This is a genomic window from Mesorhizobium sp. ANAO-SY3R2 (assembly GCF_042466635.1).
Taxonomy (GTDB): Bacteria; Pseudomonadota; Alphaproteobacteria; order Rhizobiales; family Rhizobiaceae; genus Aminobacter.
Genome location: NZ_CP159955.1, coordinates 1636042 through 1662327, shown reverse-complemented (window position 1 = coordinate 1662327; position 26286 = coordinate 1636042). Strand labels below are relative to the sequence as shown.

Below are 26286 nucleotides of genomic sequence, written 5' to 3'. Positions count from 1 at the left end.
GGTTTCTTCCAATCAGTCGATAAGGGCGAGCAGATCTCTGGGCTTGCCCAGAACGGCATTCGCGCCGGTCGCAAACAGCGCTCCGCTGTCGTGGTAGCCCCACGACACGCCTATGGCCTTCGCGCCAGCGCTCCTGGCCATCTGCATGTCATAGATGGCGTCGCCGACCACGAAAGTCGAGGCCGGGTCGATGCCGGTTTCACCGCAGCATTCGAGCACCATCGCCGGATGGGGCTTCGAGGGACAGTCGTCGGCAGTGCGCACAGTCACGAAATGCCGTTCGAAACCATAGGCTTCCAGGACCCGTTTCACACCGCGGCGCGATTTGCCGGTGACCATGCCGATGAGCACATCGTCGCGTTCGGCCAAAACCCCGATCAGTTCGGCTATGCCGTCATACAGTGGCTCGTGGAAACTGGGCAGTTGGCGCGACGCAATGAAGTGCTCCTTGTAGCGCTCGGCAAGCCGACCGCATTCCGGGTCGAGCGGCCGGTCGAGCAGGCGCGCAATGGCAAGGTCGAGCGTGAGCCCGATGATGCTCTTGGTCGCGTCGAGCGTCGGTTCTGCCAGCCCGGCCTCGCGAAAGGTCGACACCATGCTGGCGTGAATGATGTCGGCGCTGTCGACCAGCGTGCCGTCGCAATCGAAGAGAACGAGCCTTGGCGCCCCGTCACGCGAAGGGACTGCCGTCACGCCGGCTCCCCGCTTTCGTCGTCGAAGCCGATCAGGTTCCAGCTCTGGCGCATATGCGGCGGCATCGGCGCGGTCACGTCGATCACGCCCTGGTCGGGATGCGGAATGACGATCCGGCGCGCATGCAGATGCAGCCGGTTCTGGATGCCGCCTGGGAATTCCCAGTTGGTGTCGTGCTCGAAGTACTTGGGATCGCCGATGATCGGGCAGCCGATATAGGCGGCGTGGACGCGGAGCTGGTGGGTTCGGCCGGTATACGGCTCCATCTCCAGCCAGGTGAGGGCTTGGGCCGCCTGCTCGAGCACCCGGTAGTAGGACACGGCGTGGTCGGCGCCCTTTTCGCCATGCTTGGCGATGCGCATGCGATCACCGTCGGGCGTCTGCTCCTTGATCAGCCAGGTCGAGATCTTGTCTTCCCGCTTCGGCGGCACGCCCTTGACCAGCGCCCAATAGGTCTTCTTGGTCTCGCGGGCCCGGAATGACTCGGCGAGCTTCATGGCCACCAGTCGCGTCCGCGCGACCACCAGCACGCCCGACGTGTCGCGGTCGAGACGGTGGACCAGCCGCGGCTTCTCGCCCTTCTTGTTGCGCCAAGCCTCCAGCATGTCGTCGACATGGCGCACAACGCCCGAGCCGCCCTGCACCGCAAGACCAGCCGGCTTGTTGAAGACGAAAACCTTGGGGTCCTCGTAGATCAGCATCTGGGCGAGCACATCGCCGTCTTCCTGGTTGCGCATGGTGCGCGCGGTCAGCGGCCCTTCGCTCTTCTTGTCGACCTCAAGCGGCGGGATGCGGATAGTCTGGCCGGGCTCGACGCGCGTGTCGGCCTTCACTCGGCCGCCATTGACCCGAACCTGCCCCGAACGCAGCAATTTCTGTAGGTGACCGAAGCCCAGCCCCGGATAGTGGGACTTGAACCAGCGGTCGAGCCGCATGCCCGCCTCGCCGGCCTCCACCGTAATCTGTTCAATGCCAGCCATTGTTCACCTGTCCGTTCCGAAGCGGCCCAATAGCATCAGCCGATGCTTCTTGCGAGCCATAAGCCGCAAAACAGCGCGATAATGGCGCCGCACACGCTTGCCAGCACATAACCTGCGGCCGAAACGGCCTCGCCGCGCTCCCATAGCGTCGCGAAATCGAGCGAGAATGCGGAAAACGTCGTGAAGCCTCCCAGAATGCCGGTGGACACGAACAGGCGCAGTTCGTTCGACGAACCGGAGCGCCGCACGAGATAGCCGATGAACAGCCCCATGGCGAAGGAGCCCGCGATGTTGATGACCATCGTCCCCCAAGGGAAATTGGGGCCGGCAAAGCGCAACGCGAAGTGATTGGCGAGATGGCGAAACGCGGCCCCGATGGCACCGCCCAACGCAACGAGCGTGAGATGAAGCATGACGATTTCCTGCCTTCAGGCGAATTGCCGGTCAATAGGAAAACCGGCCTTTTCGCGTCGGGGCGCGCGGAACAGGGGAATTCGTCACGAGAACATCCATTGTGGACAAGCCCGGTTGCAACGAAGCCATTGTTGGGTTGGCCCCAGCCGGGCTATAGCATCGCGGTCATGCAACCTTCAAAAGACATTGCCCGCCTCATCGAGATCATGGCTGCCCTGCGCGAACCGGAAACCGGCTGCCCGTGGGACATCGAGCAGAACTTCGCAACGATCGCGCCCTACACGATCGAGGAGGCCTACGAGGTCGCCGATGCGATCTCCCGCAACGACATCGACCACCTGCGCGAGGAGCTTGGCGACCTGCTGCTGCAAGTGGTCTATCACGCCCAGATGGCCGACGAAGCCGGTGAGTTCGACTTTGGCGACGTAGTGCAGGGCATCACGACCAAGATGATCCGTCGCCACCCGCATGTGTTCGGTGACGCCGAGGCGCGCGAGGCTCGCTCGGCCAAGGGCATGTGGGAAAAGATCAAGGCGGAGGAAAAGGCAGAAAAGCGCGCTGCGCGCCTTGCCCGCGGAATGGACCCGGAGGATCACGGCCATGGCTTCCTCGACTCCGTGCCGGTGGCGCTGCCCGCGCTGACGCGCGCCCTGAAGCTTCAGGAAAAGGCTGCGCGCGTCGGCTTCGACTGGGGCGAAGCGGCCCCCATACTCGACAAGATCGAAGAAGAGATCGGCGAGTTGCGCGAGGCGATGGCCAAGGGCGACCAGGCGGCGGTCAAGGACGAGTTCGGCGACATGCTGTTTGCGCTGGTCAATCTGGGCCGCCACCTGCAGCTCGATTCCGAGGCAGCACTTTCCGCGACTAACGACAAGTTCCGCACGCGCTTCCACTATATCGAGAAGGCACTCACCGAAGCCGGCCACAGCCTCGAAGGCGCCACGCTGGACGAGATGGAAACGCTCTGGCAGCAGGCCAAGGCGGCGAAGTAGGCCGCCTTAATGCCTGTGCTTGCGGAATATGCGCGCCGCGATCTCCTCGCGCGCCGAGGCCGTGGCCCGGATCGTGATCGACACGCTGCCATCGTCATTGTCGGTGCGTGAAACCACGTCGCCGTTGCGATAGAGCCAGTCGATCTGACCGAGTTGGCTAGGCTCGAGCGTGACGTCCATGGTTTCGAGTTCACCCGACACACGCTGTTCGATCAAGGCGGTGAGAACCGGAATGCCCTCGCCCGTGACAGCGGAAATCGCAATCGGCGGCGTCTTGCTGCCGGCGGAGCCTTCGTCGAGCAGGCGCTGGCGGTTGCCCTCGTCGAGCTGGTCGATCTTGTTCCAGACCTCGATGACGCGATCGGTATCGGCCGCATCGACGCCGAGATCGGCAAGGATGCGCTCGACATCCTCGGCCTGAGCCGCGGTGTCGGGGTCGGAAATGTCACGCAGGTGGATGACCAGATCAGCCTCGACCACCTCTTCGAGCGTGGCGCGGAAGGCCGCGATCAGATGCGTCGGCAGGTCGGAGATGAAGCCGACCGTGTCTGACAGGATGATCGGCGTGCCATGCGGCAGGCGCACCCGGCGCAAGGTCGGGTCGAGCGTCGCAAAAAGCATGTCCTCGGCCAGAACACCCGCCCCGGTCAGGCGGTTGAACAGCGTCGACTTGCCGGCATTGGTGTAGCCGACGATGGCAACGACCGGGAACGGCACCTTGCGGCGCTTGGCGCGATGCAGGTCGCGAGTGCGGCGCACCGTTTCCAGCTCGCGCTTGAGCTTGAGGATCTTTTCCTGAAGGGCGCGCCGGTCGGCCTCGATCTGCGTTTCGCCGGGACCACCGAGGAAGCCGGCACCGCCGCGCTGACGCTCAAGGTGGGTCCAGCTTCGGACCAGCCGGCCCTTCTGGTAATTGAGGTGGGCAAGCTCGACCTGCAGCGTACCTTCCTTGGTGCGGGCACGGCGCCCGAAAATCTCGAGAATCAGGCCGGTGCGGTCGAGCACCTTGGCATTCATCTCCTTTTCGAGATTGCGCTGCTGAACGGGCGTGAGCGGATGGTCGACGATGACCAGTTCCGCACCGCGCTCCTTCACGATCTCAGCGAATTCCTCGACCTTGCCGCTGCCGAGTAGTGTCGCAGGGCGCGGATCGTTGATGGTTACCACCGCCGTGTGAACGGGCTCGAGATCGATGGCGCGCGTCAGCCCGACAGCCTCGTCGTGACGAGCGTCAGCCGAGCGCGACAAACGCGGACGGGCGCTGTCGTCGTCACCCTTGGGCTGACGCGTCAGTACCGGGACGATAACGACCGCACGCGTGGGGGCCTTGTCGCCCCCTACCGATTCGGGTCCATTGCTGGTACCGGCCTTGGCGCCGGCGTTCCTGTCACGAGCCAATCAGCCGCCCTGGCTTTCCTCGCCATCGAACATCTGAACCGGCTGGCTCGGCATGATCGTGGAGATGGCATGTTTGTAGACGAGCTGAGAGTGCCCGTCACGGCGCAACAAAACACAGAAATTGTCGAAGGAAGTGACGACTCCGGTCAATTTCACGCCGTTGATAAGGAAAATGGTGAGTGGGTTCTTACTCTTGCGAACTGAATTCAGGAACAGGTCCTGAAGATTCTGCGATCGTTCCGCCATTGTTTTTTTCTTTCGCCGATCCCTGGATGCCGCCAATGCGCCAAATTACGAAGCACATGTCAAGCGAGCAAACACCCCCTTGCCGCAATAGGTGGCAAGCTGAACGAGATGAATTTAACCAAATACGTCCGAGCGGTTATCAGGCTTGGATTTTTTCCGCAATGTCAAAAAAAGCTTCACGCAGGGTAAGCGCCACCGAACCGGGATGTCCGTTGGCGACCGGCTGACCGTCGATGGCGACGATCGGCATGACGACGGTGGTCGCAGCGGTGATGAAAGCCTCGCGCGCGGCCTTGGCTTCGTCGACGCTAAAGCCGCGCTCTTCGATCTTGAGCCCGAGCTTCTCGGCGACCTCGAACAGGGTCGTGCGGGTCACGCCACGAAGAATGCCGTGATCAGCCGGCCGAGTGACCAGATTGCCGTCCCTGGTGACGATCCAGGCATTGGTCGCGGCCCCTTCCTTGACCGTTCCGTCCACGTCGACGAACCAGGCCTCCTGCGCCCCGGCTTCCCTGGCCTGCTGGCGCGCCAGCACATTGGGCAGCAGCCCGACGCTCTTGATGTCGACGCGTTCCCAGCGATTCTCAGGCACAGTGATGACCTTGAGCCCGGCCGCCGCCTTCTTGGCCGCAGCTACGGGGTCGGTGCGCTTGGCGGTGACCACCAGCGCAGGACGCGTACTGGCGGCAGGGAAGAAATGGTCGCGCGGGGCCACGCCGCGCGTCACCTGGAGGTAGACCATGCCGTTGTGGACGCGGTTGCGCCTGATGACCTCACGCATGATCAGCTCGAGCACGCGGCGATTGACCGGCCAGTCGATCCTGAGCTCGGAAAGTGACCGGTCGAGGCGGTCGAGGTGCCGCTTCATGTCGACGATGAAACCGCGCGCCACTTCGCAGACCTCGTAGACGCCGTCGGCGAACTGATAGCCGCGATCCTCGATATGCACGTAGGCGTCGGCATGAGCGACATAGCGCCCGTTGACGTAGGCAGTGCGCGGCATGGTTCGCTTACCTTCGGAGATTTGTTGCGGATGGTGCGCGCCAGGCGGCGCGCGGAAATGGTTTCAAGAATCAAAAGAATTCGAGGCTGACGCGGAACATCTGCTCGACCTGCTTCACTGCCTTGTCGAGCGCGAAGATGACGACGCGATCCTTGGGCTTGATCTTGAGCGAACCGTTCGGCTTGATGACCTGGCTGTCGCGATAAATCGCGCCGATGCGCATGCCGTCGGGCAGTTCCAGGTCGCGCAGTTGCGAGCCGACCAGCGGAGAGGTTTCCAGCGCTTCCGCTTCGATGATTTCGGCGGCCCCACGCTGGATGCTATGGACCTGACGAATACGACCGCGCCGAACATGCTGGAGCACGCGCGAGATCGTCACCGCGCTCGGGTTGACATGGGCATCGATGCCGAGCGGCTTGGTCAGGTCCTGATAGGAGGGATTGTTGATCAGGACCAGATTGCCCTTGCAGCCGAGCCGCTTGGCCATGACGCTCGAAAGGATGTTGACCTGGTCGTTGTTGGTCAGTGCGACCAACAGGTCGGCATCGTTGATATCGGCTTCCATCAGGAGCTTCTGGTCGAGCGCGCTGCCGTTGAGTACCACGGTGCGCCGCAATTCGTCGGCGGCCTTGACCGCCCTCTCCCGACTGGACTCGATGATCTTGATCTTGGTTCGGCTCTGCCCTTGTTCGAGCGTGCGGGCGACGAACAGGCCGATATTGCCACCACCGGCGATGACGATGCGTGTCGCCTCCTGCTCGTCATGCCCAAACAAGCCGAGTGTGCGGCGCACCTGATCCTTGGTCGTCACGACATAGGCGAGATCGCCTGCAAGCAGATGGTCGGCGGAATGGGGGATGAAGAGGTGGTCATTGCGGCTGACGCCGACAACCGTCGACATCAGATCGGGGAACAGCTCGCTCAACTGGACCAGCGGCGTGTTGATGACCGGGCAATCCTCCAGGCACTCGATCGCCACCATGATGATGCGATTTTCGGCGAAGCGGACAACGTCGGTGGCGCCCGGCAGCGAAATGCGCCGCAGCACCATCTCGCCGACCTCCATCTCCGGCGAGATGATCACGTCGATGGGCATATGTTCGCGCGAGAACAGGTCCTGATAGTGCGGCTGCAGATAGGACTGCGAGCGGATGCGGGCGATCTTCATCGGCACGTTGAACAGTGCATGCGCGACCTCGCAGGCGACGATATTGACCTCGTCGAACAGCGTAACCGCGATGATCATGTCGGCGTTCTGCGCGCCCGCTGCCTCCAGTACCTCCGGATGCGAGCCGTGGCCGACAAAGCCCCTGACATCGAGCTGGTCCCGCACCGAACGGATCAGTTCGGGCGCGGTGTCGATGATCGAGACGTCGTTCTTTTCCGCCGCAAGTCGCTCGGCGATGCCGTAGCCGACCTGTCCTGCCCCGCAAATGATTACACGCATTGGAATGTCTATCCTGGCTGACCGGCAGCGCTCACACGCCCAGCGACTTCAGCTTCCGGTGAAGTGCCGACCGCTCCATACCGATAAACTCGGCCGTCTTCGAGATATTCCCGCCGAACCGGTTGATCTGCGCAATGAGATATTCCTTCTCGAACGTCTCGCGCGCTTCGCGGAGCGGCAGCGCCATGATGTGCTGGTCCGATTGGTTCGGCGCGCGCGGCATGACGTCGCCGATCTCGGACGGCAGAAGGTCCGCGGTGATCGTCGCTTCGGGATTGTCGCTGCGGGCAAGGATCAGCAATCGCTCGACATTGTTGCGGAGCTGGCGGACGTTGCCAGGCCAGTTGTGGGCCTGCAGAACGGCCAGCACATCGTCGCCGATACGGCGTGGCTTGATGCCCGCCTGCTTGGCCATCTGCTTCATGAAGTTGTCGACGAGATAGGGAATGTCCTCGCGCCGCTCGGCCAGCCCCGGCACCATCACCGGCACGACGGCAAGGCGATGGTAAAGGTCTTCGCGGAAACGGCCTTCGGCGATCATCGCCTCCAGGTTCTGCGCCGTCGACGAGATGATGCGGACATCGACCTTGACGCGCTTGGTGCCGCCGACGCGCTCGAACTGCTGGTCGACCAGGACGCGCAGGATCTTGTTCTGGGTCTCGCGCGGCATGTCGGCGATTTCATCGAGGTAGAGGATGCCCTGGTGCGCCTCCTCCAGCGCGCCTACCTTGCGCTCGCCGCCATTGGATTCAGTGCCGAACAGCTCAATCTCCATGCGCTCGGGCGTGATGGTGGCGGCGTTGAGCGTGACAAATGGCCCGTTCTTGCGCGACGACTGCGCGTGAATGGCGCGCGCGGCCATTTCCTTGCCGGAACCTGACGGGCCGATGATCATGATGCGGCTGTTGGTCGGCGCCACGCGCTCGATGGTCTGGCGCAACTGGCTCATCGCCGAGGACATGCCGATCAGATCATGTGTCTCGCCGCTGCGCTTCTTGAGGTCGGAGACCTCGCGCCTGAGCTTCGACGTCTCGAGCGCACGCTCCGCGATCAGGATCAGGCGGTCGGCCTTGAACGGTTTCTCGATGAAGTCGTAGGCGCCACGCCTGATCGCCGAGACCGCCGTCTCAATGTTGCCGTGGCCGGAGATCATCACGACGGGCAAATTGGGGTGCAACGTCTTGATCTCGTCCAGCAGGGCCAGCCCGTCGAGACGCGACCCCTGCAGCCAGATGTCTAGGAAGACCAGACGTGGTGCCCGATCGGCAATCGCCGCCAGTGCGCTGTCGGCATCGAATGCCGTACGAGTTTCGTGCCCCTCGTCGCTCAGGATGCCGGCGACGAGTTCACGGATGTCTTCCTCGTCGTCGACGATAAGAATATCAGACGCCATTTCCGACCTTTTCAGTTTTTGGATCCTGGCCTGCGTCCCCGGCACCCTTCGGCGCCGCAGCCTCTTCGGCCGCTGCAGGCAGGATCATGCTGATCATCGCGCCGCGACCGCCGTGGAATTCGGCAGGCGCGTCGTGAAGCTCCAGTTGACCGCCATGGTCCTCGACGATCTTCTTGACAATAGCGAGGCCGAGGCCTGTGCCTTTTTCGCGCGTCGTCATGTAGGGCTCGAGCAGCCGCTGGCGGTTTTCACGCGGCAGGCCCTTGCCATTGTCGATGACGTCGATGCGGATCGAATTGCCATCGCGCCTTGCCTGGATCCTGATGACACCCGGCTCGCCGGTCTGGCGCTCCGCCGCCTCGATCGCTTCGGCGGCGTTCTTGATGATGTTGCCGAAGGCCTGCGCCATCAGGCGGCTGTCGAAGGTTCCCTTGAGCGGACCGGGCGTGATGTCGCGCTCAAACGCAATGTCGGAGCGGCTGACCTCAACAAGGAACGACGCTTCGCGCAGCGGCTCGCGAATGTCGATGACCTTCATCTCGGGCTTCGGCATGCGCGCGAAAGCCGAGAACTCGTCGACCATGCGACCGATGTCGCCAACCTGGCGGATGATCGTGTCGGTACACTGGTCGAAGACCTCGCGGTCCTCGGTGATCACCTTGCCGTAGCGGCGGCGGATACGCTCAGCCGACAGTTGGATCGGGGTCAGCGGGTTCTTGATCTCGTGAGCGATACGGCGCGCCACATCGGCCCAGGCGGAGGTGCGCTGCGCCAACACCAGGTCGGTGATGTCGTCGATCGTCACCACGTAGGACTTCTCGGCAGCCTCGCCTTCGTCCTCCTCGACCGTCACCTGCACGTTGAACGTGCGTTCCGCCCCGGTTCGGTAGAAGGTCACCTGTTCGCGATAGACCGGCCGGCCGGATTTGCGGCCGATTTCGAAGACGCGCCCGACATGTGGCAACAGGATCGACAGGTTCTGCCCCAGCGATTCTGCCGCGGACAGCCCGAGCATGGTTTCGGCCGAACGGTTGACGATGGTGATGCTACCATAGGGATCGACGCCGATGACGCCAGCGGTAACGCCCGAAAGCACGGCCTCGGAGAAGCGGCGGCGCTCGTCGATGACATCCTTCGCCGTCAGGATCTCGTTGCGCTGCGACTTGAGCTCCAGCAGCATGTTGTTGAACGTGTCGCTCAACGCGCCGACATCGCCGTCGGACAGGCGCACGGGCACCGACACGTCGAGATTGCCTGTCGCCACCTCGTCGGCAGCGCCAATGAGCTGGCGGATCGGCCGCACCAGACGGTCGGCCACCGCAATGCCGGTCCAGATCGCCGACAACACCACGACCAGCGTCAATCCGAGATAGAGCAGGGCGAAGGCGATCTGCGTGGTGCGCCGGTTGGCGCCAAGATCGCGATACTCCTCGGTGTTCGCGGTGACGATCTGGCGCGCCTTGATCACCTCCGGGTCGACCAGGCGGATCGTATAGAGGTAGAGCCCTTCGATCTCGCGCAGCTTGACGATGGCGCCGACGATGTTGCGGGTCTTCGGCTCGATCAGCACCGGCTTGCCGTCGGCAGCCGCATCGACCGCCACAGTCGGCGGCTCCGGCATGGCAAAGTCGGCGCCGGTCTTGGCGCTCATGACAAAGGACCCGTCGGGCCGGATCAGCGCGGCGTGAGCGAGCGCGCGGAAGGTCGCCTGCCGGCTCATGAAATCGAGGAATCCGCTCCGATCAAGGCCGTAGAGGGAGCGCGCGTTGTCGAGGTCGTTGGCCATAGACAGCGTGGTGCTCTGCAGATTGCGGGCGTTTTCCTGCACATAGGCTTCGGCGATCGACAACGACGAGTTGACGATGGTCTTCGTCCGGATCTCGAACCAGCGGTCGAGGCCAATATCGAGCGTGATGGACGCGACGATGGCGACCAGCAGGGCCGGCAGCGCCGCAACCAGCGCGAACATGGTGACGATTCGCACGTGCAGGCGTGATGCCGCCTTGCCATGGCGGCGTGCCGAAACGATGCGTTGTATCTCGAACGCGATTAGCCCAACCAGGACGAGAATGAACACCGCATTGACGGCGATCAGCGTCAGCGTCGTCGTCGAGTCGGGCGTGATCGGCGTGGCGCCAACCAAGATCGCAAACGACACGGCAGACGTCACCAGCGCGGCGACAATAGCCACCACGCCGGGAAGCGCCATGAGACGCCGGCCTTCCTGTTTCCCCTGGTTTGGGAAAATCGGTTCGCTCAGAGATTGTGCCCGAATCGCCATACTGCCGTGTAGAGACATCTATTGCGTTGAATCTATGCAACACATTGTGGCGATTATGCAACATTTCGGACGCCAGCGAAAATGTTTCGCCAGACTTTCGACAGTTAAGCGTTTCGGCTTCGCGCCACGTGCGTGAAAGCCACCTAACTGGTTCTCGCAGCCTTGTAGACGTTGACGCCGAGTTCGCGGATCTTCTTGCGCAGCGTGTTGCGGTTCAAGCCCAGCAGTTCTGCGGCCTTGATCTGGTTGCCGCGCGTCGCGGTCATCGAGGCCAGCACCAGCGGATATTCGACCTCGGCCAGGATGCGCTGGTAGAGGCCAGGAGGCGGCAGATCGCCGGCGAACATCGCGAAATAGCGCTGGAGGAAATGCTCGACCGCCTGTCCGATCGAAAGGTCGTCGGGGATCAGGTTGCCACCGGGAACGACAGGCTGATCGCCGGTCTTGAGTTCGGCATCGATGATCTCGGCCGAAATCTCGTCCTGCGGATAGAGTGCGGCCAGCCGGCGCACCAGGTTCTCCAGTTCGCGCACATTGCCCGGCCAGGGATAGCGCTTCAACAACTCGACGCCGCCTGAAGAAATGCGCTTTGCCTGCAGCCCCTCGCTCACCCCCTGCTTGAAGAAGTGGCGGACAAGATCCGGAATATCCTCGCTTCTTTCACGCAGCGCTGGTAGCCGCAGAGGCACCACGTTAAGACGGTAGAACAGGTCCTCGCGGAACAGGCCCTGGTTGATGAGAGCCCGCAGGTCCTTGTTGGTGGCGGCAACGATGCGGACATCGGTCTTGATCGGGGTGCGGCCACCGACAGTGGTGTACTCGCCCTGCTGGAGGACGCGCAGCAGGCGTGTCTGCGCCTCCATCGGCATGTCGCCAATCTCGTCCAGGAACAGCGTGCCGCCCTCGGCCTGCTCGAAGCGCCCGGTCGAGCGGTTCTGCGCGCCGGTGAAGGCGCCCTTCTCATGACCGAACAGCTCCGACTCGATCAGGTCGCGTGGAATGGCGGCCATGTTGATGGCGACGAACGGCCCGTTGCGGCGACGTCCATATTCGTGAAGGGCACGCGCGACCAGCTCCTTGCCGGTGCCGGATTCGCCCGTGATCATTACCGTCAGATCGGTCTGCATCATGCGTGCGAGCATGCGGTAGATGTCCTGCATCGCCGCCGAGCGACCGACCAGCGGCATCGTTTCAAGCTGGTCCTCAGGGCGCGCATCAATCTTCGGCCGACGCGGCTCGGCCAGCGCCCGGTTGACGATGGCAAGCAGTTCGGTGAGGTCGAATGGCTTTGGCAAATATTCATAGGCGCCGGTCTCCGAGGCGCGGATCGCCGTCATGAACGTGTTCTGGGCACTCATGACGATGACCGGAAGCTCTGGCCGCGCCTTCTTGATACGCGGCAGCATGTCGAAGGCGTTCTCGTCGGGCATCACCACGTCGGTGATGACCAGGTCGCCCTCGCCCGCCGCCACCCAGCGCCACAGCGTCGCGGCGTTGGAGGTGACGCGAACGTCGTGCCCCATGCGTGAGAGCGCCTGATTGAGCACGGTGCGGATTGCCGCGTCGTCATCGGCGACGAGAATGTTTCCGCGCACGCTCATCGATGGTCTCCTTCACGTTCGGCGTCGCTTGCCAGGGGCAGTTCCTTAAAAGCCGGCATCAACACGCGGAACGTCGTGCCGCGCGGTGTCGAATCGCATTCGATGACCCCGCCGTGATCGCCGACGATCTTCGCCACCAGCGCCAGACCCAGCCCCGAACCATTGGGCTTGGTGGTGATGAAGGGGTCGAACAGGATCGGCAGGAGATCTTCCGAGACACCAGGACCATTGTCGTGGACGCAGAATTCGAGCGGCAGCGACACGCGGTCCTGCGAGCCGGGGATGGACATGCGGATGCCCGACCGGAAAGCGGTCGACAGCCTGATCTCGCCTTGCGGATCGTGGCCGATGGCCTCGGCCGCGTTCTTCACCAGATTGAGGAATATCTGCACCAGCTGGTCGCGGTTGGCATAGACCGGCGGCAACGACGGATCATAGTCCTCGACGATCTTGATGCCCCTGGCAAAGCCGTTTTTGGCCAGCGCCTTCACATGGTCGAGCACGACATGGATGTTGACGGGATAGCGGTCGATCGGACGCTCGTCGGAGAACACCTCCATGCGGTCGACCAGCGAGACGATGCGATCGGTCTCGTCGGTGATGAGACGCGTCAGCGCACGGTCCTCGTCCGAGGCGGAGAGTTCGAGCAGTTGGGCTGCGCCGCGAATGCCTGACAGCGGGTTCTTGATCTCATGCGCCAGCATCGCCGCCAGCCCGGTCACCGAACGTGCCGCACCACGATGCGTCATCTGGCGATCGATCTTGTCGGCGACCGAGCGCTCCTGGAACATCAGCACTACCGACCCCGGAAACTCGGGCACCGGCGCGACATAGATGTCGACCATCTTCTCGATGCCGAGGCGCGGCGACGAGACGTCGACGCGGTACTCGTTGACCGGCGTGTTGCGCTCGCGCACCTGTTCGACCAGCGTCAGAATCGGGCTTCCGAACGGCAGGAAGCGTGACAGCTCGCTGCGCGCCAACACAGTGGCGCTGGAGCGGAAGAAGTCTTCGGCATCGGCGTTGGCGTAGGTGATGAAATTGTTCGGGCCGATCATGATGACCGGGCGGCGGATCGTATTGAGCACGATCTGGGCGGCATCCGCCGGATCTGCAGCGGCGGCAAGCGGAGCAGAATTCATGCAGCATCCCTTTCGAAAGTGCATTCGCCGAAGGCCGTAAGTGCTTCGCGCAGCGCAGAAATCACCCGGTTCGGCTCGAAGGAGGTCAGAACGTCGCGACGCAAATCGTCGGGCACATCGAGGGTATGGCGTTCGAGATACCAACCGAGGTGCTTGCGCGCCTGGCGCAGGCCGCTCTCGACGCCGTAGAGGGCGAGCATGTCCTCGTAGTGGGCAACTACATAGTCGGCCATCTCCACTGGATTCTGCGGCACACCGGCAGCGTTGCCGGCAATTGCCGCAGCGGCGATCGTGCCGGCTGTCCATGGCGCGCCATAGTGGGAACGCCCTGCCATGACGGCATCCGCGCCGGACTGTTCGAGTATCATCGCCGCGTCCTCAGGCGTCGCCACATCGCCGTTTGCGACGACGGGGATGCTCACCGCCGCCTTGACCTGCGCGATGGCTCGCCAGTCTGCCTTGCCCTTGTAGAACTGGCAGCGCGTGCGGCCATGCACTGTGACCATTCTCACCCCAGCCTGTTCGGCCCGACGGGCAAGTTCCGGCGCATTGAGCGCGTCGTCGTCCCAGCCGAGTCGCATCTTGACCGTTACCGGCACATCGACCGCCTCGACGACGGCGTCGATCAGCGTCAGCGCGAAATCGAGATCGCGCATCAGCGCCGATCCGGCATAGCCGCCGGTCACCTTCTTGGCCGGGCAGCCCATGTTGATATCGATGACGTCTGCCCCCTCGCCGGCGGCGATGCGCGCGCCTTCGGCCATGTGGGCAGCCTCGCGGCCAGCAAGTTGCACCATGTGGACAGGCAGGCCGGAATGACGAATACGGAAGCCGCTCGAGCCGCGCCCCTTGGCCAACTCCCCGCTGGCAACCATCTCCGACACGACCAGGCCAGCACCGTGCGCGTAGGCGCGGGTACGGAAAGCCTCGTCGGTGACGCCGGACATCGGCGCGAGAAAGACGCGATTGCGGATAGCGACATCGCCGATCGAAAGCGGCTCGCCGAGTTTCACGAGATTATTCATGCACAAAAACAAAGCACCATTTGTCTTTGCACAATGAGTAGACAGGTCTCGATCATTGTGCAACTGCGAAATGACAGCCCATTGAGGCGCTTTCGGGATTTTTCTGGCCTTCCGCAGTTGTCGCGACTAAGCCTCAGCGCATGAATTCGAAACCGTTGCCAACCCGCACTGATTCAACCGTCGCCGCCGTGATCGTCGCGGCCGGCCGCGGCGAACGTGCAGGCCAGGCCGACGGGCCGAAGCAGTATCGCAGGATCGGCGGCAAGGCGGTCATCTGGCACACGCTAAAGGCGTTTTTGGAGCACCCGCGCATCGGCCCCGTGGCGGTGGCAATCCATGCCGATGATGCCGAATTGTTCGCCAATGCGGCAGGCGAATTCGCCGCCCGCGTGACCACGGTCATCGGCGGCGCGACACGACAGGATTCGACGCGCTTTGCCCTGCTGGCGCTGAAGGATGCCAATCCGGACGCCGTGCTGATCCATGACGGCGTCCGCCCCTTCATTGGCGCCGAAGTCATCGACCGCACCATATCAGGCATCGACGAAAAGCACGGATCGCTGCCATCCCTGCCCGTTTCCGACACGCTGAAGAAGGAAGCCTTCGACCGCACCGTGGCCGAAACAGTGCCGCGCGCCGGCCTGCATTCGGCACAGACGCCGCAAGGCTTTCCGTTCGAGCCGATATTTTCAGCGCACCAGCGCGCCTTCGAGGCCGGTCGCAGCGATTTCACCGACGATTCGGCCATCGCCGAATGGGCCGGCATTCCGGTCCGGCTGGTGCTTGGCTCGCCGGATAACGTCAAACTAACCTGGGCACGAGATATCACCATGGCCGACCAGCGCCTTTCCGGCCAAATGCCGCATTTCCCCGACGTCCGCACCGGCAACGGCTATGACGTGCACTCATTCGAGGCCGGCGATCATGTCACCCTCTGCGGCGTGAAAATCCCGCACTCAAAAAAGCTGAATGGCCATTCGGATGCCGACGTCTGCCTTCATGCGCTTACCGATGCGCTGCTCGCCACCTGCGGGGCCGGCGATATCGGCACGCATTTCCCGCCCTTGGACCCGCAGTGGAAAGGGGCAGCCTCGCGCATCTTCGTCGAGCATGCGGCCGCAATCGTGCGGGCGCGCGGCGGTCGCATCGCCAATGCCGACATCACGCTGATCTGCGAGGCGCCGCGCGTCGGGCCGCACCGGGAGGCGATGACCGCGGAACTCGCCGACATGCTGCGCATCGCGCCCGAGCGCATCTCCGTCAAGGCGACGACCAACGAGAAACTCGGCTTCGTCGGCCGTGAGGAAGGCATCGCGGCGATCGCCACCGCAAGCGTGGTCTATCCCGGGGAACTGCCCGAATGAGCGACACCGGCGCCCTCGCCCAGGCACTGCTCGATGCCTGCGAGGCGCACGGCATCATGATCGCCACGGCCGAAAGCTGTACCGGCGGCATGATCATCGCCGCCCTGACAGACATCGCCGGCTCCTCGGCGGTCATCGACCGCGGCTTCATCACCTATTCCAACGAAGCCAAGATGGAGATGATCGGCGTCTCCCCAGCGACGCTGAAGGCGCATGGCGCGGTGTCGCGGGAAACGGCACTCGAAATGGCGACCGGCGCGCTTGCCCATTCACGCGCCAACCTGGCGCTTGCGGTCACCGGCGTCGCCGGGCCCGGCGGCGGCTCGGCCGAAAAGCCGGTCGGGCTTGTCTGGTTCGGCGTCGCCAGGAAGGGAATGCCCGTCGAGGCTGAATTCCGCTTGTTCGAGGACAAGGGCCGCGACTTCATTCGCCGCGAAACGGTGAGGACAGCGCTCGGGCTAGGCCTCAGGGCCGTCGGTCAGGCAGGTTTCGCCGGCCCGTAGATCGCATCGGCGCGCTTCTCGAAGGCTTCGGCGAACATACGGAAGGCGCGATCGAACATCGTACCCATCAACGCGCCCAGGATGCGGCTCTTGAACTCGTAGTCGATGAAGAATTCCACGTCGGAACCCCCATTGGGGCCGGCCAGGAACTTCCACTCATTGGTCAAGTAGCGGAACGGACCGTCAAGATATTTGACGTCAATGGTGTGTTCCGCGGGCGTGAGCAGCACCTGCGTCGTGAACGTCTCACGGATAGCCTTGTAGCCGACGGTCATGTCGGCGACCAGGATTTCGCGGCCGTCGCGCGCGCGCCGCGAGCGCACATTCAGCGCCTCGCACAGCGGCAGGAACTCCGGATATTTTTCCACGTCGGCCACGAGCGCGTACATTTCTTCCGGCGAGTGGCTGACGCGGCGCGTGGTTTCGAACTTGGGCATGTTAGTCCAGGGACGCGTCAGGCCGGCTTGGCAAGACGCGCCTCGCGTGCTGCGCGCAGCTTGGCGAAATCGTCGCCCGCGTGATGCGACGAGCGCGTCAGCGGGCTCGACGCCACCAGCAGGAAGCCCTTGGTCTTGCCGACGGTGGCATAGGATTCGAACTCTTCGGGCGTCACGAACTTCTTGACCGGATGATGCTTCTTCGACGGCTGGAGATACTGGCCGATGGTCATGAAGTCGACGTTGGCGGTGCGCAGGTCGTCCATGAGCTGAAGGATCTCGTTACGCTCCTCGCCGAGCCCGACCATGATGCCGGACTTGGTGAAGATGCTGGGATCAAGCTCCTTGACCCGCTGCAGCAGGCGGATCGAATGGAAATAGCGCGCGCCGGGACGTACGGTCAGGTAATTCGACGGAACGGTTTCCAGATTGTGGTTGAACACGTCGGGCTTGGCGGCGACGACGATCTCGAGTGCGCCTTCCTTGCGCAGGAAGTCGGGCGTCAGGATTTCGATGGTCGTCTCCGGCGTCAGGCGACGGATCGCGTGGATAACGTCGGCGAAATGCTGCGCGCCGCCATCGGCGAGGTCGTCACGGTCGACGGAGGTGATGACGACATGGGTCAGCCCCATCTGCGCGACGGCCTTGGCGACGCTCTCGGGTTCGTTCGGATCGAGCGGGGTCGGAATGCCCGTAGCGACGTTGCAGAAGGCACAGGCGCGCGTGCAGATCTCGCCCATGATCATGAAAGTGGCGTGCTTCTTTTCCCAGCACTCGCCGATATTGGGGCAACCAGCCTCCTCGCAGACGGTCACCAGCTTGTGCGATTTCACGATCTCGCGCGTTTCCTGATAGCCACGCGACACCGGCGCCTTGACGCGAATCCAGTCGGGCTTGCGCAGGACCTCCTGATCGGGCCGGTGGGCCTTCTCGGGATGCCGCGCGCGCGGACGGTCGTTGAGATCGAGGACGGTGACCATCAGTTCTTCCTAACCCGGGCGCTGAGACCTTGAGCGACCGAAAATCCAAAGCAGCAACACGGCGCCGGCAATGGCGACGACGAGATTGCCCAGGAACCCGTAATAGTGGATGCCGAGCAGCCCCGCCAGTGTGCCGCCGACAAACGACCCGGCGATGCCGACCAGGATGTTGGTCAGAAAACCGTGGTCGCGGTTCATCGTGCGCTCGGCGACATAGCCGGCGAGGAAACCGATGAGCAGCATGCCGAAGAATCCGACACCGGGCATGCCGAGAATTCCCTGGCTCTGTTCCATCGCTCCTCTCGATCCTCACCATTCGACCCGGTTGGGCCGAATGGCAATTTCAAGCCCATATAGTGCCATCGGGCGCGCCGCGAAAGACACGCCCGTGCGTGGCCGTTATGCGTTGAGCGCGCGGCCGTAGGCGTCGAGCACGCTTTCCTTCATCGTCTCCGAGATCGTCGGATGCGGGAAGATGGTGTGCATCAGCTCTTCCTCGGTCGTCTCCAGGTTCATCGCCACGACAAAGCCCTGGATCAGCTCGGTGACTTCAGCGCCGACAAGGTGCGCGCCGAGCAGCTGGCCGGTCTTCTTGTCGAAGATGGTCTTGACCATGCCCTGGTCCTCGCCGAGCGCAATCGCCTTGCCGTTTGCGACGAAGGGGAAGCGGCCGACGCGGATGTCCTTGCCCTCGGCCTTGGCCTTGGCTTCGGTCAGGCCGACGGAAGCGACCTGCGGGTTGCAGTAGGTGCAGCCCGGAATCTTCAGCTTGTCCATCGGGTGCACGTTGGGCAGGCCGGCGATCTTCTCGACGCAGATGACAGCCTCGTGCTCGGCCTTGTGGGCGAGCATGGGCGGACCTGCGACGTCGCCGATGGCGTAGATGCCCGGCACATTGGTCTTGCCGTAGCCGTCGATGACGATGCAGCCGCGGTCGGTCTTCACGCCCAGCGCCTCGAGGCCGATATTCTCGATGTTGCCCTGCACGCCGACGGCCGAGATCATGCGGTCAGCGGTGATCTTCTCGACCTTGCCGTCCTTCATCTCGACATGGGCGGTGATCGAGTTGGCACCCTTCTCGACCTTGGTCACCTTGGCTTCGAGATGGATCTTCATGCCCTGCTTTTCGAACTGCTTCTTGGCGAAGGCGGAGATCTCGGCATCCTCGACCGGCATGACCGCCGGCATCACCTCGACGACGGTCACATCGACGCCCATCGTGCGATAGAACGATGCGAATTCGATGCCGATTGCGCCTGAGCCCATGACCAGCAGCGACTTCGGCATCTCAGGCGGAACCATCGCCTCGAAATAGGTCCAGATCAGCTTGCCATCAGGCTCGATGCCGGGCAGCGCGCGCGGACGGGCGCCGGTGGCGACGATGATGTGCTTGGCACTGTAGGTGCCCTCGCCCAGCGTGTTCTTGGGCAGCGGCGCCTGCGGCTCCATCGGCTTCTTCGACGACTTGGTGACGACAATCTGGCCGGGCTTGGTCAGCTTCGCCTCGCCCCAGATGACGTCGACCTTGTTCTTCTTCATCAGGAAGCCGACGCCGCCATTCATGCGCTGGGCGATGCCGCGCGAACGGTCGACAATGGCCTTGAGGTCAGGCGAGATCGAGCCCTCGAGCTTCAGGCCGTAATTCTTAGCGTGCTCGGCAAGGTGCAGAACCTCGGCCGAACGCAGCAGCGCTTTGGTCGGGATACAGCCCCAGTTGGAGCAGATGCCGGCCAGGTGCTCGCGCTCGACGACCGCGGTCTTGAGGCCGAGCTGAGCGGCGCGGATCGCCGCGATATAGCCGCCGGGGCCCGAGCCGATGATGATGACGTCGTAGTTTTCAGCCAAGGCGTTTCTCCGTCCTAGAGCTCCAGCATCACGCGCACGATGGGCGCGAGCGCTTCGCCAATTTTCCTAGTATTTTCAGCATCGAGGTGCACGCCGTCGAGCGGCGTGGTCTCCGCCACCGAGCCAGCGTCGAAGAAGCCGCAGCCCACCTCGTCGGCCAACGCCGCATAGAGCGGCGCCAGGCGCTTGGACGCCTCGTCGCCGCCGGCGAACATCTCCTTGAAGTCGGCATTGGCCGTCCGGCTGACGGCTGGCGGTGAGACCAGCAGGATCTGCGGCTCCGGATAGTCGATGCCATGGTCGTAGCTTCTGACGATCGACGCCAGTCGCGCCATGCCTTGCTTGGCCGCCAGCGGATTGCCGTGAATCCACGGCTTCATGTCGTTGGCGCCGAGCATGATGATGACGAGATCGAGCGGCGCATGGGTGCCGAGGATGGTCGGCAGCGTGCGCGCGCCGTTGCGGTCGGCACCGGCCAGATGGTCGTCGAAGGCGGTCGTGCGACCGTTGAGCCCCTCGGCGATGACCTGCACGCCGGCGCCGAGCGCCTGTTGCAGCACGCTTGGCCAGCGGTCTTCCAGCGAATGGCGACTGGGTCCCGCGGCATCGTAGCCCCAGGTCAGCGAGTCGCCGTAGCAAAGAACGGTCTTCATGAAAGGATCCTCAATCCCCGCTCCGCAGATCGCGCAAGGCGATCAACCTCCCCGCAAGCGGGGAGGTCTTTTTTGTACTCGATCAGACCAGCATGCCCATCGGGTTTTCGATGAAGCGCTTGAAGGCGGCGAGCAGTTCGGCGCCGAGCGCACCATCGACGGCGCGGTGGTCGGTCGACAGCGTCACCGACATCACGTTGGCGATCTTGATTTCGCCGTTCTGGACCACCGCGCGCTCCTCGCCAGCGCCAACGGCCAGGATGGTCGCATGCGGCGGGTTGATCACGGCGGCAAAGTCCTTGATGCCGAACATGCCGAGATTGGAAACGGCACTGGTGCCGCCCTGGTACTCTTCCGGCTTGAGCTTGCGATTGCGGGCGCGGCCGGCGAGATCTTTCATCTCGTTGGAGATGACCGACAGCGTCTTGATGTCGGCTTGGCGGATGATCGGCGTGATCAGCCCACCCGGGATCGACACGGCGACGCCGACGTCGGCGTGCTTGTGCTTGACCATCGCCTGGTCGGTCCAGGAAACGTTGGCGTCCGGTACGGCCTTGAGCGCCAAAGCCATCGCCTTGATGATCATGTCGTTGACCGACAGCTTGTAGGCCGGCACCTCGCCCTTTTCGGTCTTCTGTACCGGGGCTGCCGCGTTGAGCTGCGAGCGCAACGCCAGAAGCGCATCGATGTTGCAGTCGAGCGTCAGGTAGAAATGCGGAACGGTGGTCTTTGCCTCGACCAAGCGTCGCGCAATGGTCTTGCGCATGTTGTCGTGCGGGATGAGCTCGTAGCTGCCCTGTTCGAACAGCTTGAGTACCTGGTCGTCGGACATGGCCTTCGGCGCGGGAGCCGCAGCCGGGGCGGCCGCAGGAGCCTTCGCGGCAGGCGCCGCCTTGACGCCGCCTGATATTGCCGCTTCGACGTCGGCCTTGACGACACGACCATGCGGACCGGTGCCGGTCACCGAGAGAATGTCGACATTGGCATCCTTGGCGATGCGGCGCGCGAGCGGCGAGGCAAAGGTGCGCCCGTCACCAGAAGTCGCTGCGCCATTGCCTGCAACGGCAACGGGCTTTGCAGCCGGAGCCGCAACGGTGGCAGCCGGAGCAGCCGCAACCATTTCGGCCTTGGGAGCCTCGGCCTTCGCCGGCGCGCCGTTGCCACCCTTGGCGGCAGCGCTCGCATCCTCGCCGTCTTCGGCAAGGATTGCGATCAGCGCGTTGACCTTGACGCCTTCGGTGCCGGCCGGAACAACCAGCTTGGCAACCGTGCCTTCATCGACGGCTTCGACTTCCATCGTCGCCTTGTCGGTTTCGATCTCGGCGATCACGTCGCCGGGCGAAACCTTGTCGCCTTCCTTGACCAGCCACTTCGCGAGGTTGCCCTCTTCCATGGTTGGCGACAGGGCGGGCATGGTGATGTTGATCGGCATGATGTCCTCCAGCCCCTGTCAGCGATACGCGACTGCTTTGACCGCCTCGACCACCTCGCCGACATTCGGCAGGGCGAGCTTTTCGAGATTGGCGGCGTAAGGCATCGGCACATCCTTGCCGGCGACGGTGATGACAGGTGCATCGAGATGATCGAAGGCGCGCTGCGACACCTGGTTTGCGATGAAATCGCCGACCGAGGACTGCGGGAAGCCCTCTTCGACCACGACCAGCCGGTTGGTCTTCTTGACCGAGGCGATGATGGTGTCGAGATCGAGCGGCCGGATGGTCCTGAGATCGATGATCTCGGCATCGATACCCAGCGCGCGAAGCTCGGCCTCGGCCTTGACGACATAGGTCATGCCGATGCCAAAGGAGACGATGGTAACGTCCTTGCCGGTCTTGTGAACGCGTGCCTTGCCGATCGGGAGTACGAAATCGTCGAGCTTCGGCACGTCGAAATGCTGGCCGTAGAGGATTTCGTTCTCGAGGAAGATGACCGGGTTTGGATCGCGGATCGCAGCCTTCAGCAGGCCCTTGGCGTCGGCGGCCGTGTAGGGCATGACGACCTTGAGGCCAGGGATGTGGCTGTACCAGGCCGCATAGCACTGCGAGTGCTGGGCGGCGACGCGCGCTGCGGCACCGTTGGGGCCGCGGAACACGATCGGCGCGCCCATCTGGCCGCCCGACATGTAAAGCGTCTTGGCTGCCGAGTTGACGATCTGGTCGATCGCCTGCATGGCGAAGTTGAAGGTCATGAACTCGACGATCGGCTTGAGGCCGGCCATCGCGGCACCGACGCCGACGCCGGCGAAGCCGTGCTCGGTGATCGGCGTGTCGACGACGCGGCGCGGACCGAATTCCTGCAGCAGGCCTTGGGTGATCTTGTAGGCGCCCTGGTACTCGGCAACTTCCTCGCCCATGATGAAGACGTCGCCGTCGCGGCGCATCTCCTCGGCCATGGCGTCGCGCAGCGCTTCGCGCACGGTCATCGACACCATTTCGGTGCCGGCGGGAATGTCGGGATCACCAGTGACTTCGGTTTTCGGCGCGGCGGCAACAGGGGCGGCAGCGATGGATGCGGCAGGTGCAGCCGCCGCAGCAGCGGCGGACCTGACCTCTTCTTCGCCGATACCTTCGCCGGCCTTGTCGACGTCTTCGCCTTCGACGGCAAGCACGGCGATCAGCGCGTTGACCTTCACGCCTTCGGTGCCGGCCGGCACCACGATCTTGGCAAGGGTGCCTTCATCGACGGCTTCGACCTCCATGGTCGCCTTGTCGGTCTCGATCTCGGCGATGACATCGCCGGGGGCGATCTTGTCGCCCTCGTTCTTCAACCACTTCGACAGATTGCCCTCTTCCATCGTCGGCGAGAGCGCAGGCATGAGAATTTCAATCGGCATGTTTTCGCCCTCCCTTAGATCACGATGTCGGTCCAGAGTTCGGAAACATCCGGCTCCGGATCGGTCTGGGCAAAATCGGCGGCATCGGCGACGATGTCGCGCACCTGCTTGTCGATCGTCTTGAGATCGTCTTCGCTCGCCCACTTCTTGGCAAACAGGCGTGCCTTTACCTGCTCAATCGGGTCATGCTCAGCACGCATCTTCTGCACTTCGTCCTTGGAGCGGTACTTCGCCGGGTCGGACATCGAGTGGCCACGATAGCGGTAGGTCTCCATCTCGAGGATGATCGGGCCGTTGCCCGAACGGCACCATTCGGTTGCCAGATCGCCCGCAGCCTTGACCGCGCGCACGTCCATGCCGTCGACCTTAATGCCCGGGATCTTGAAGGAGACGCCGCGCTGCGAGAAATCGGTTTCGGCCGAAGCGCGCGTAACGGCGGTGCCCATGGCATAGCGGTTGTTTTCGATGACGTAGATCACCGGCAGCTTCCACAGCGCGGCCATGTTGAAGCTCTCGTAGACCTGGCCCTGGTTGGCAGCGCCATCGCCGAAATAGGTCACGCTGACATTCGGGTTCTCGCGATAGCGGTTGGCGAAGGCCAGACCCGTGCCGAGCGACACCTGCGCACCGACGATGCCATGACCACCGTAGAAGTGCTTTTCCTTGGAGAACATGTGCATCGAGCCGCCCTTGCCTTTCGACAAGCCGCCGCGACGCCCGGTAAGTTCGGCCATGACGCCGCGCGGCGACAGCCCCATCGCCAACATGTGACCGTGGTCACGATAGGCGGTGATCATCTGGTCGCCTTCGACCAGCGACATCTGCAGGCCGGTGACGACAGCCTCCTGGCCGATGTAGAGATGGCAGAAGCCGCCGATGAAGCCCATGCCATACAACTGGCCGGCCTTTTCCTCAAAGCGGCGGATGAGCAGCATCTCGCGATAAGCAGCGAGGTCCTGTTCCCTAGTGAATTCGGCGGGCCGGGGCGTTACCGGGCCTGATTGCTTGGTGTCGGATTTGGCTTTGGCAGGCGCTTTTCGAGCGGCGATGGCCATGCATAACTCCCTAGTGGCGTCTCTTTGCGGACATTGAGGAGATCATGCATAATCCCTCCTCTCCATGATCAAAAAGCTAGCATGGAGCACTACCGCACGCCATGCGGAAAAATGCATAGCTCGTATGCAGTTAAACACCGGGAAATACTTGATTTCTTGCCGATTAACTAGGATTCAGTTAATTGGATTGACCGCGCGAGCGCATGATCGTCAGCTCGTCGGCATGCGAGACATTGAGCGCATTGCGCGCCTGCTCGTCGAGCATGTCCTTCTCGAGCGAGCCGTCATGCAGCATATGCACGCGGCGCTCGATCTCCAGCCGCTGTTCGCGAACGGCATCGAGACGGGCCTGCAACTCGACCGCGCGTGCCTCGAGACGGTATTTGGAATAGATGCCGAACTCGCCGTGATAGGCGTGGAAACCGAAATAGGACAGGAACATCGCGGTCAATGCAGGGACGATCAAACGGCCCCTGTTTGTCTGCTTGTGCTGGCGTGTCCACATGGCTCGAACCTCTCTCACGCCCTTGTCGCTCCATTGTGCTTAATGGAGGGTTACGGCGAACAGGTTCGGAGACCGCAAAACAAAAAAGGCGGGGAAAATCCCGCCTTTTCAAAACCCGTGGCTATCGAACGATCAGCCTCGCAGGATGGAGCTGCCAGCGTAGCGCGCCTGCTGGCCGAGCGCTTCCTCGATACGGATGAGCTGGTTGTACTTGGCCGTGCGGTCCGAACGCGCCAGCGAGCCGGTCTTGATCTGGCCGCAGTTGGTGGCGACCGCGAGATCGGCGATGGTCGAGTCCTCGGTCTCGCCCGAACGGTGCGACATGACGGCGGTGTAGCCCGCCTTGTGCGCGGTCTCGACGGCGTCGAGGGTCTCGGTCAGCGAGCCGATCTGGTTGACCTTGACCAGGATCGAGTTGGCGACGCCCATCTTGATGCCATCGCGCAGGCGCGACGAATTGGTGACGAACAGGTCGTCGCCGACCAGCTGCACCTTGTCGCCGCACAGATCGGTCAGGTACTTCCAGCCTTCCCAATCGTCCTCGGCCATGCCGTCCTCGATCGAGATGATCGGATAGTCGGCAGCGAGCTTGGCGAGATACTTGGCCTGGGCCTTGGGATCACGCGTCTTGCGCTCGCCTTCGTAGACGTAGTTGCCTTCCTTGAAGAATTCGGTGGCTGCGCAGTCGAGCGCAAGTGCCACGTCCTCGCCCGGCCTGAAGCCGGCCTTCTCGATCGACGCCATGACGAAGTCGAGGGCTGCCTGGGCGCTCTTGAGGTTCGGGGCGAAACCGCCCTCGTCGCCGACATTGGTGTTGTGGCCGGCGTCCTTCAGGCCCTTCTTGAGGGTGTGGAAGATTTCCGAGCCCCAGCGCACGGCGTCGCGCAGGCTGGGCGCGCCGATCGGCATGATCATGAATTCCTGGAAATCGATCGGGTTGTCGGCATGGGCACCGCCATTGATGATGTTCATCATCGGCACCGGCAGGACACGCGCGTTGGGGCCGCCGACATAGCGGTAGAGCGGCAGGCCGGAGGCTTCGGCTGCGGCCTTGGCGACGGCGAGCGAGACGCCGAGGATGGCGTTGGCGCCGAGGCGGCTCTTGTTCGGCGTACCGTCGAGTTCGATCATCGTCTGGTCGATCTGGACCTGGTTTTCGGCTTCCAAGCCACCAATGGCCTCGAACAACTCGCCATTGACGGCCTCGACGGCGCGCTCGACGCCCTTGCCGAGATAGCGGGAGCCGCCGTCGCGCAGCTCGACGGCCTCATGGGCACCAGTCGAAGCGCCCGAAGGAACGGCTGCACGGCCCATCGAGCCGTCTTCGAGAACGACGTCCACCTCGACGGTGGGATTGCCGCGGCTGTCGAGAATCTCGCGGCCGACGATATCGATGATTGCTGTCATGTGAGGCATCCCCGGGAGCTGATCGCAAAAAAGGATCGGTTGGATTTCCGCGCCCGTCTTAGCCAAAGCCGACAAAAACGCAATCGCGC

General features: G+C 63.1%; 25 protein-coding genes. 3 read left to right on the top strand and 22 right to left on the bottom strand.

What is annotated here, in order from left to right; genetic code table 11:
* Positions 1-12: 12 nt before the first annotated feature.
* From ABSY17_RS12775 to crcB, 3 genes are read right to left on the bottom strand one after another with little or no spacing between them, the layout of a single operon-like run.
* Entirely contained in the window at positions 13-693 is a 681-nt protein-coding gene (locus ABSY17_RS12775) for an HAD-IA family hydrolase (protein WP_378951058.1), read from the bottom strand.
* Positions 690-1673 carry an RluA family pseudouridine synthase gene (locus tag ABSY17_RS12770; RefSeq protein WP_378951055.1) on the bottom strand — a complete coding sequence of 328 codons (984 nt, stop codon included), beginning with the start codon at positions 1671-1673 and terminating at the stop codon, positions 690-692. Before ABSY17_RS12770 ends, ABSY17_RS12775 begins: the two co-directional genes overlap by 4 nt.
* A 35-nt stretch (positions 1674-1708) precedes the next feature.
* Positions 1709-2086 (bottom strand): fluoride efflux transporter CrcB, encoded by a 378-nt coding sequence (gene crcB, locus ABSY17_RS12765; protein WP_378951053.1) that lies wholly within the window; start codon positions 2084-2086, stop codon positions 1709-1711.
* A 168-nt stretch (positions 2087-2254) separates the two neighbouring features.
* Here crcB and mazG point away from each other — a divergent pair, with 168 nt between their 5' ends.
* On the top strand, positions 2255-3079 hold the full coding sequence (gene mazG / locus ABSY17_RS12760; protein WP_378951050.1) for a nucleoside triphosphate pyrophosphohydrolase: 825 nt from the start codon (positions 2255-2257) through the stop codon (positions 3077-3079).
* Positions 3080-3085: 6 nt separating this feature from the next.
* Here the strand turns inward: mazG and hflX are convergent, their stop codons facing one another.
* The 9 genes from hflX to dusB all read right to left on the bottom strand — a co-directional run bounded on the left by hflX (position 3086) and on the right by dusB (position 14615).
* Positions 3086-4477: a GTPase HflX gene (hflX, locus tag ABSY17_RS12755; RefSeq protein WP_378951047.1), complete on the bottom strand. Its 1392-nt coding sequence runs from the start codon at positions 4475-4477 to the stop codon at positions 3086-3088.
* The gene (gene hfq, locus ABSY17_RS12750) at positions 4478-4723 is read right to left on the bottom strand and encodes an RNA chaperone Hfq (protein WP_018428055.1); all 246 of its coding nucleotides are present in this window, start codon (positions 4721-4723) and stop codon (positions 4478-4480) included. It abuts the gene before it with no gap.
* A gap of 139 nt (positions 4724-4862) precedes the next feature.
* Positions 4863-5726, bottom strand: a complete 864-nt coding sequence (locus tag ABSY17_RS12745) for a D-amino-acid transaminase (RefSeq protein WP_378951044.1) — start codon at positions 5724-5726, stop codon at positions 4863-4865.
* 70 nt (positions 5727-5796) lie between these two features.
* Positions 5797-7173 carry a Trk system potassium transporter TrkA gene (trkA, locus tag ABSY17_RS12740; RefSeq protein ID WP_378951041.1) on the bottom strand — a complete coding sequence of 459 codons (1377 nt, stop codon included), beginning with the start codon at positions 7171-7173 and terminating at the stop codon, positions 5797-5799.
* 31 nt (positions 7174-7204) lie between these two features.
* Positions 7205-8566 carry a sigma-54-dependent transcriptional regulator gene (locus tag ABSY17_RS12735; RefSeq protein ID WP_378951038.1) on the bottom strand — a complete coding sequence of 454 codons (1362 nt, stop codon included), beginning with the start codon at positions 8564-8566 and terminating at the stop codon, positions 7205-7207.
* Complete coding sequence (locus tag ABSY17_RS12730) at positions 8556-10847, bottom strand: ATP-binding protein (RefSeq protein ID WP_378951035.1); 2292 nt, start codon at positions 10845-10847, stop codon at positions 8556-8558. Before ABSY17_RS12730 ends, ABSY17_RS12735 begins: the two co-directional genes overlap by 11 nt.
* Positions 10848-10990: 143 nt before the next feature.
* On the bottom strand, positions 10991-12448 hold the full coding sequence (gene ntrC / locus ABSY17_RS12725; protein ID WP_378951032.1) for a nitrogen regulation protein NR(I): 1458 nt from the start codon (positions 12446-12448) through the stop codon (positions 10991-10993).
* Complete coding sequence (locus tag ABSY17_RS12720; protein WP_378951029.1) at positions 12445-13590, bottom strand: nitrogen regulation protein NR(II); 1146 nt, start codon at positions 13588-13590, stop codon at positions 12445-12447. Before ABSY17_RS12720 ends, ntrC begins: the two co-directional genes overlap by 4 nt.
* The gene (dusB, locus tag ABSY17_RS12715) at positions 13587-14615 is read right to left on the bottom strand and encodes a tRNA dihydrouridine synthase DusB (protein ID WP_378951026.1); all 1029 of its coding nucleotides are present in this window, start codon (positions 14613-14615) and stop codon (positions 13587-13589) included. The genes ABSY17_RS12720 and dusB overlap by 4 nt, the downstream gene beginning before the upstream one ends.
* Positions 14616-14755: 140 nt before the next feature.
* Between dusB and ABSY17_RS12710 the strand changes: the two genes are divergently transcribed.
* Together ABSY17_RS12710 and ABSY17_RS12705 are read left to right on the top strand one after the other, a co-directional pair.
* Positions 14756-15979 (top strand): bifunctional 2-C-methyl-D-erythritol 4-phosphate cytidylyltransferase/2-C-methyl-D-erythritol 2,4-cyclodiphosphate synthase, encoded by a 1224-nt coding sequence (locus ABSY17_RS12710; protein WP_378951023.1) that lies wholly within the window; start codon positions 14756-14758, stop codon positions 15977-15979.
* Positions 15976-16482 (top strand): CinA family protein, encoded by a 507-nt coding sequence (locus tag ABSY17_RS12705; RefSeq protein WP_378951020.1) that lies wholly within the window; start codon positions 15976-15978, stop codon positions 16480-16482. Before ABSY17_RS12710 ends, ABSY17_RS12705 begins: the two co-directional genes overlap by 4 nt.
* On the opposite strand, the gene ABSY17_RS12700 is transcribed toward ABSY17_RS12705, so the two are convergent.
* From ABSY17_RS12700 to eno, 10 genes are all read right to left on the bottom strand, one after another.
* Positions 16458-16919, bottom strand: a complete 462-nt coding sequence (locus ABSY17_RS12700; protein WP_378951017.1) for a type II toxin-antitoxin system RatA family toxin — start codon at positions 16917-16919, stop codon at positions 16458-16460. The two genes, ABSY17_RS12705 and ABSY17_RS12700, sit on opposite strands and share 25 nt — an antisense overlap.
* A gap of 17 nt (positions 16920-16936) precedes the next feature.
* Complete coding sequence (lipA, locus tag ABSY17_RS12695; protein WP_378951014.1) at positions 16937-17899, bottom strand: lipoyl synthase; 963 nt, start codon at positions 17897-17899, stop codon at positions 16937-16939.
* 9 nt (positions 17900-17908) lie between these two features.
* Positions 17909-18193 carry a GlsB/YeaQ/YmgE family stress response membrane protein gene (locus tag ABSY17_RS12690; protein ID WP_378951011.1) on the bottom strand — a complete coding sequence of 95 codons (285 nt, stop codon included), beginning with the start codon at positions 18191-18193 and terminating at the stop codon, positions 17909-17911.
* Between the two features lie 105 nt (positions 18194-18298).
* The gene (gene lpdA, locus ABSY17_RS12685) at positions 18299-19744 is read right to left on the bottom strand and encodes a dihydrolipoyl dehydrogenase (RefSeq protein ID WP_378951008.1); all 1446 of its coding nucleotides are present in this window, start codon (positions 19742-19744) and stop codon (positions 18299-18301) included.
* Positions 19745-19758: 14 nt separating this feature from the next.
* Positions 19759-20397 carry an SGNH/GDSL hydrolase family protein gene (locus ABSY17_RS12680; RefSeq protein WP_378951005.1) on the bottom strand — a complete coding sequence of 213 codons (639 nt, stop codon included), beginning with the start codon at positions 20395-20397 and terminating at the stop codon, positions 19759-19761.
* Positions 20398-20479: 82 nt separating this feature from the next.
* Positions 20480-21829 carry a pyruvate dehydrogenase complex dihydrolipoamide acetyltransferase gene (locus tag ABSY17_RS12675; protein WP_378951002.1) on the bottom strand — a complete coding sequence of 450 codons (1350 nt, stop codon included), beginning with the start codon at positions 21827-21829 and terminating at the stop codon, positions 20480-20482.
* Between the two features lie 18 nt (positions 21830-21847).
* A complete protein-coding gene (locus ABSY17_RS12670; protein ID WP_378950999.1) occupies positions 21848-23230 on the bottom strand; it encodes a pyruvate dehydrogenase complex E1 component subunit beta in 1383 nt (460 codons plus the stop codon).
* Positions 23231-23244: 14 nt separating this feature from the next.
* Positions 23245-24285, bottom strand: a complete 1041-nt coding sequence (pdhA, locus tag ABSY17_RS12665; RefSeq protein WP_378950997.1) for a pyruvate dehydrogenase (acetyl-transferring) E1 component subunit alpha — start codon at positions 24283-24285, stop codon at positions 23245-23247.
* 178 nt (positions 24286-24463) lie between these two features.
* Positions 24464-24790: a septum formation initiator family protein gene (locus tag ABSY17_RS12660; RefSeq protein ID WP_378950995.1), complete on the bottom strand. Its 327-nt coding sequence runs from the start codon at positions 24788-24790 to the stop codon at positions 24464-24466.
* A gap of 132 nt (positions 24791-24922) precedes the next feature.
* Positions 24923-26197 carry a phosphopyruvate hydratase gene (gene eno, locus ABSY17_RS12655; RefSeq protein ID WP_378950993.1) on the bottom strand — a complete coding sequence of 425 codons (1275 nt, stop codon included), beginning with the start codon at positions 26195-26197 and terminating at the stop codon, positions 24923-24925.
* Between the last annotated feature and the right edge of the window lie 89 nt (positions 26198-26286).

Coding starts and splice junctions, on each gene's coding strand:
- ABSY17_RS12770 (WP_378951055.1), bottom strand. CDS start 1,673: ATGGCTGGCATTGAACAGATTACGGTGGAGGCCGGCGAGGCGGGCATG.
- crcB (WP_378951053.1), bottom strand. CDS start 2,086: ATGCTTCATCTCACGCTCGTTGCGTTGGGCGGTGCCATCGGGGCCGCG.
- mazG (WP_378951050.1), top strand. CDS start 2,255: ATGCAACCTTCAAAAGACATTGCCCGCCTCATCGAGATCATGGCTGCC.
- hfq (WP_018428055.1), bottom strand. CDS start 4,723: ATGGCGGAACGATCGCAGAATCTTCAGGACCTGTTCCTGAATTCAGTT.
- ABSY17_RS12745 (WP_378951044.1), bottom strand. CDS start 5,726: ATGCCGCGCACTGCCTACGTCAACGGGCGCTATGTCGCTCATGCCGAC.
- trkA (WP_378951041.1), bottom strand. CDS start 7,173: ATGCGTGTAATCATTTGCGGGGCAGGACAGGTCGGCTACGGCATCGCC.
- ABSY17_RS12735 (WP_378951038.1), bottom strand. CDS start 8,566: ATGGCGTCTGATATTCTTATCGTCGACGACGAGGAAGACATCCGTGAA.
- ABSY17_RS12730 (WP_378951035.1), bottom strand. CDS start 10,847: ATGGCGATTCGGGCACAATCTCTGAGCGAACCGATTTTCCCAAACCAG.
- ntrC (WP_378951032.1), bottom strand. CDS start 12,448: ATGAGCGTGCGCGGAAACATTCTCGTCGCCGATGACGACGCGGCAATC.
- ABSY17_RS12720 (WP_378951029.1), bottom strand. CDS start 13,590: ATGAATTCTGCTCCGCTTGCCGCCGCTGCAGATCCGGCGGATGCCGCC.
- dusB (WP_378951026.1), bottom strand. CDS start 14,615: ATGAATAATCTCGTGAAACTCGGCGAGCCGCTTTCGATCGGCGATGTC.
- ABSY17_RS12710 (WP_378951023.1), top strand. CDS start 14,756: ATGAATTCGAAACCGTTGCCAACCCGCACTGATTCAACCGTCGCCGCC.
- ABSY17_RS12705 (WP_378951020.1), top strand. CDS start 15,976: ATGAGCGACACCGGCGCCCTCGCCCAGGCACTGCTCGATGCCTGCGAG.
- ABSY17_RS12700 (WP_378951017.1), bottom strand. CDS start 16,919: ATGCCCAAGTTCGAAACCACGCGCCGCGTCAGCCACTCGCCGGAAGAA.
- lipA (WP_378951014.1), bottom strand. CDS start 17,899: ATGGTCACCGTCCTCGATCTCAACGACCGTCCGCGCGCGCGGCATCCC.
- ABSY17_RS12690 (WP_378951011.1), bottom strand. CDS start 18,193: ATGGAACAGAGCCAGGGAATTCTCGGCATGCCCGGTGTCGGATTCTTC.
- ABSY17_RS12680 (WP_378951005.1), bottom strand. CDS start 20,397: ATGAAGACCGTTCTTTGCTACGGCGACTCGCTGACCTGGGGCTACGAT.
- ABSY17_RS12675 (WP_378951002.1), bottom strand. CDS start 21,829: ATGCCGATCAACATCACCATGCCCGCCCTGTCGCCAACCATGGAAGAG.
- ABSY17_RS12670 (WP_378950999.1), bottom strand. CDS start 23,230: ATGCCGATTGAAATTCTCATGCCTGCGCTCTCGCCGACGATGGAAGAG.
- pdhA (WP_378950997.1), bottom strand. CDS start 24,285: ATGGCCATCGCCGCTCGAAAAGCGCCTGCCAAAGCCAAATCCGACACC.
- ABSY17_RS12660 (WP_378950995.1), bottom strand. CDS start 24,790: ATGTGGACACGCCAGCACAAGCAGACAAACAGGGGCCGTTTGATCGTC.
- eno (WP_378950993.1), bottom strand. CDS start 26,197: ATGACAGCAATCATCGATATCGTCGGCCGCGAGATTCTCGACAGCCGC.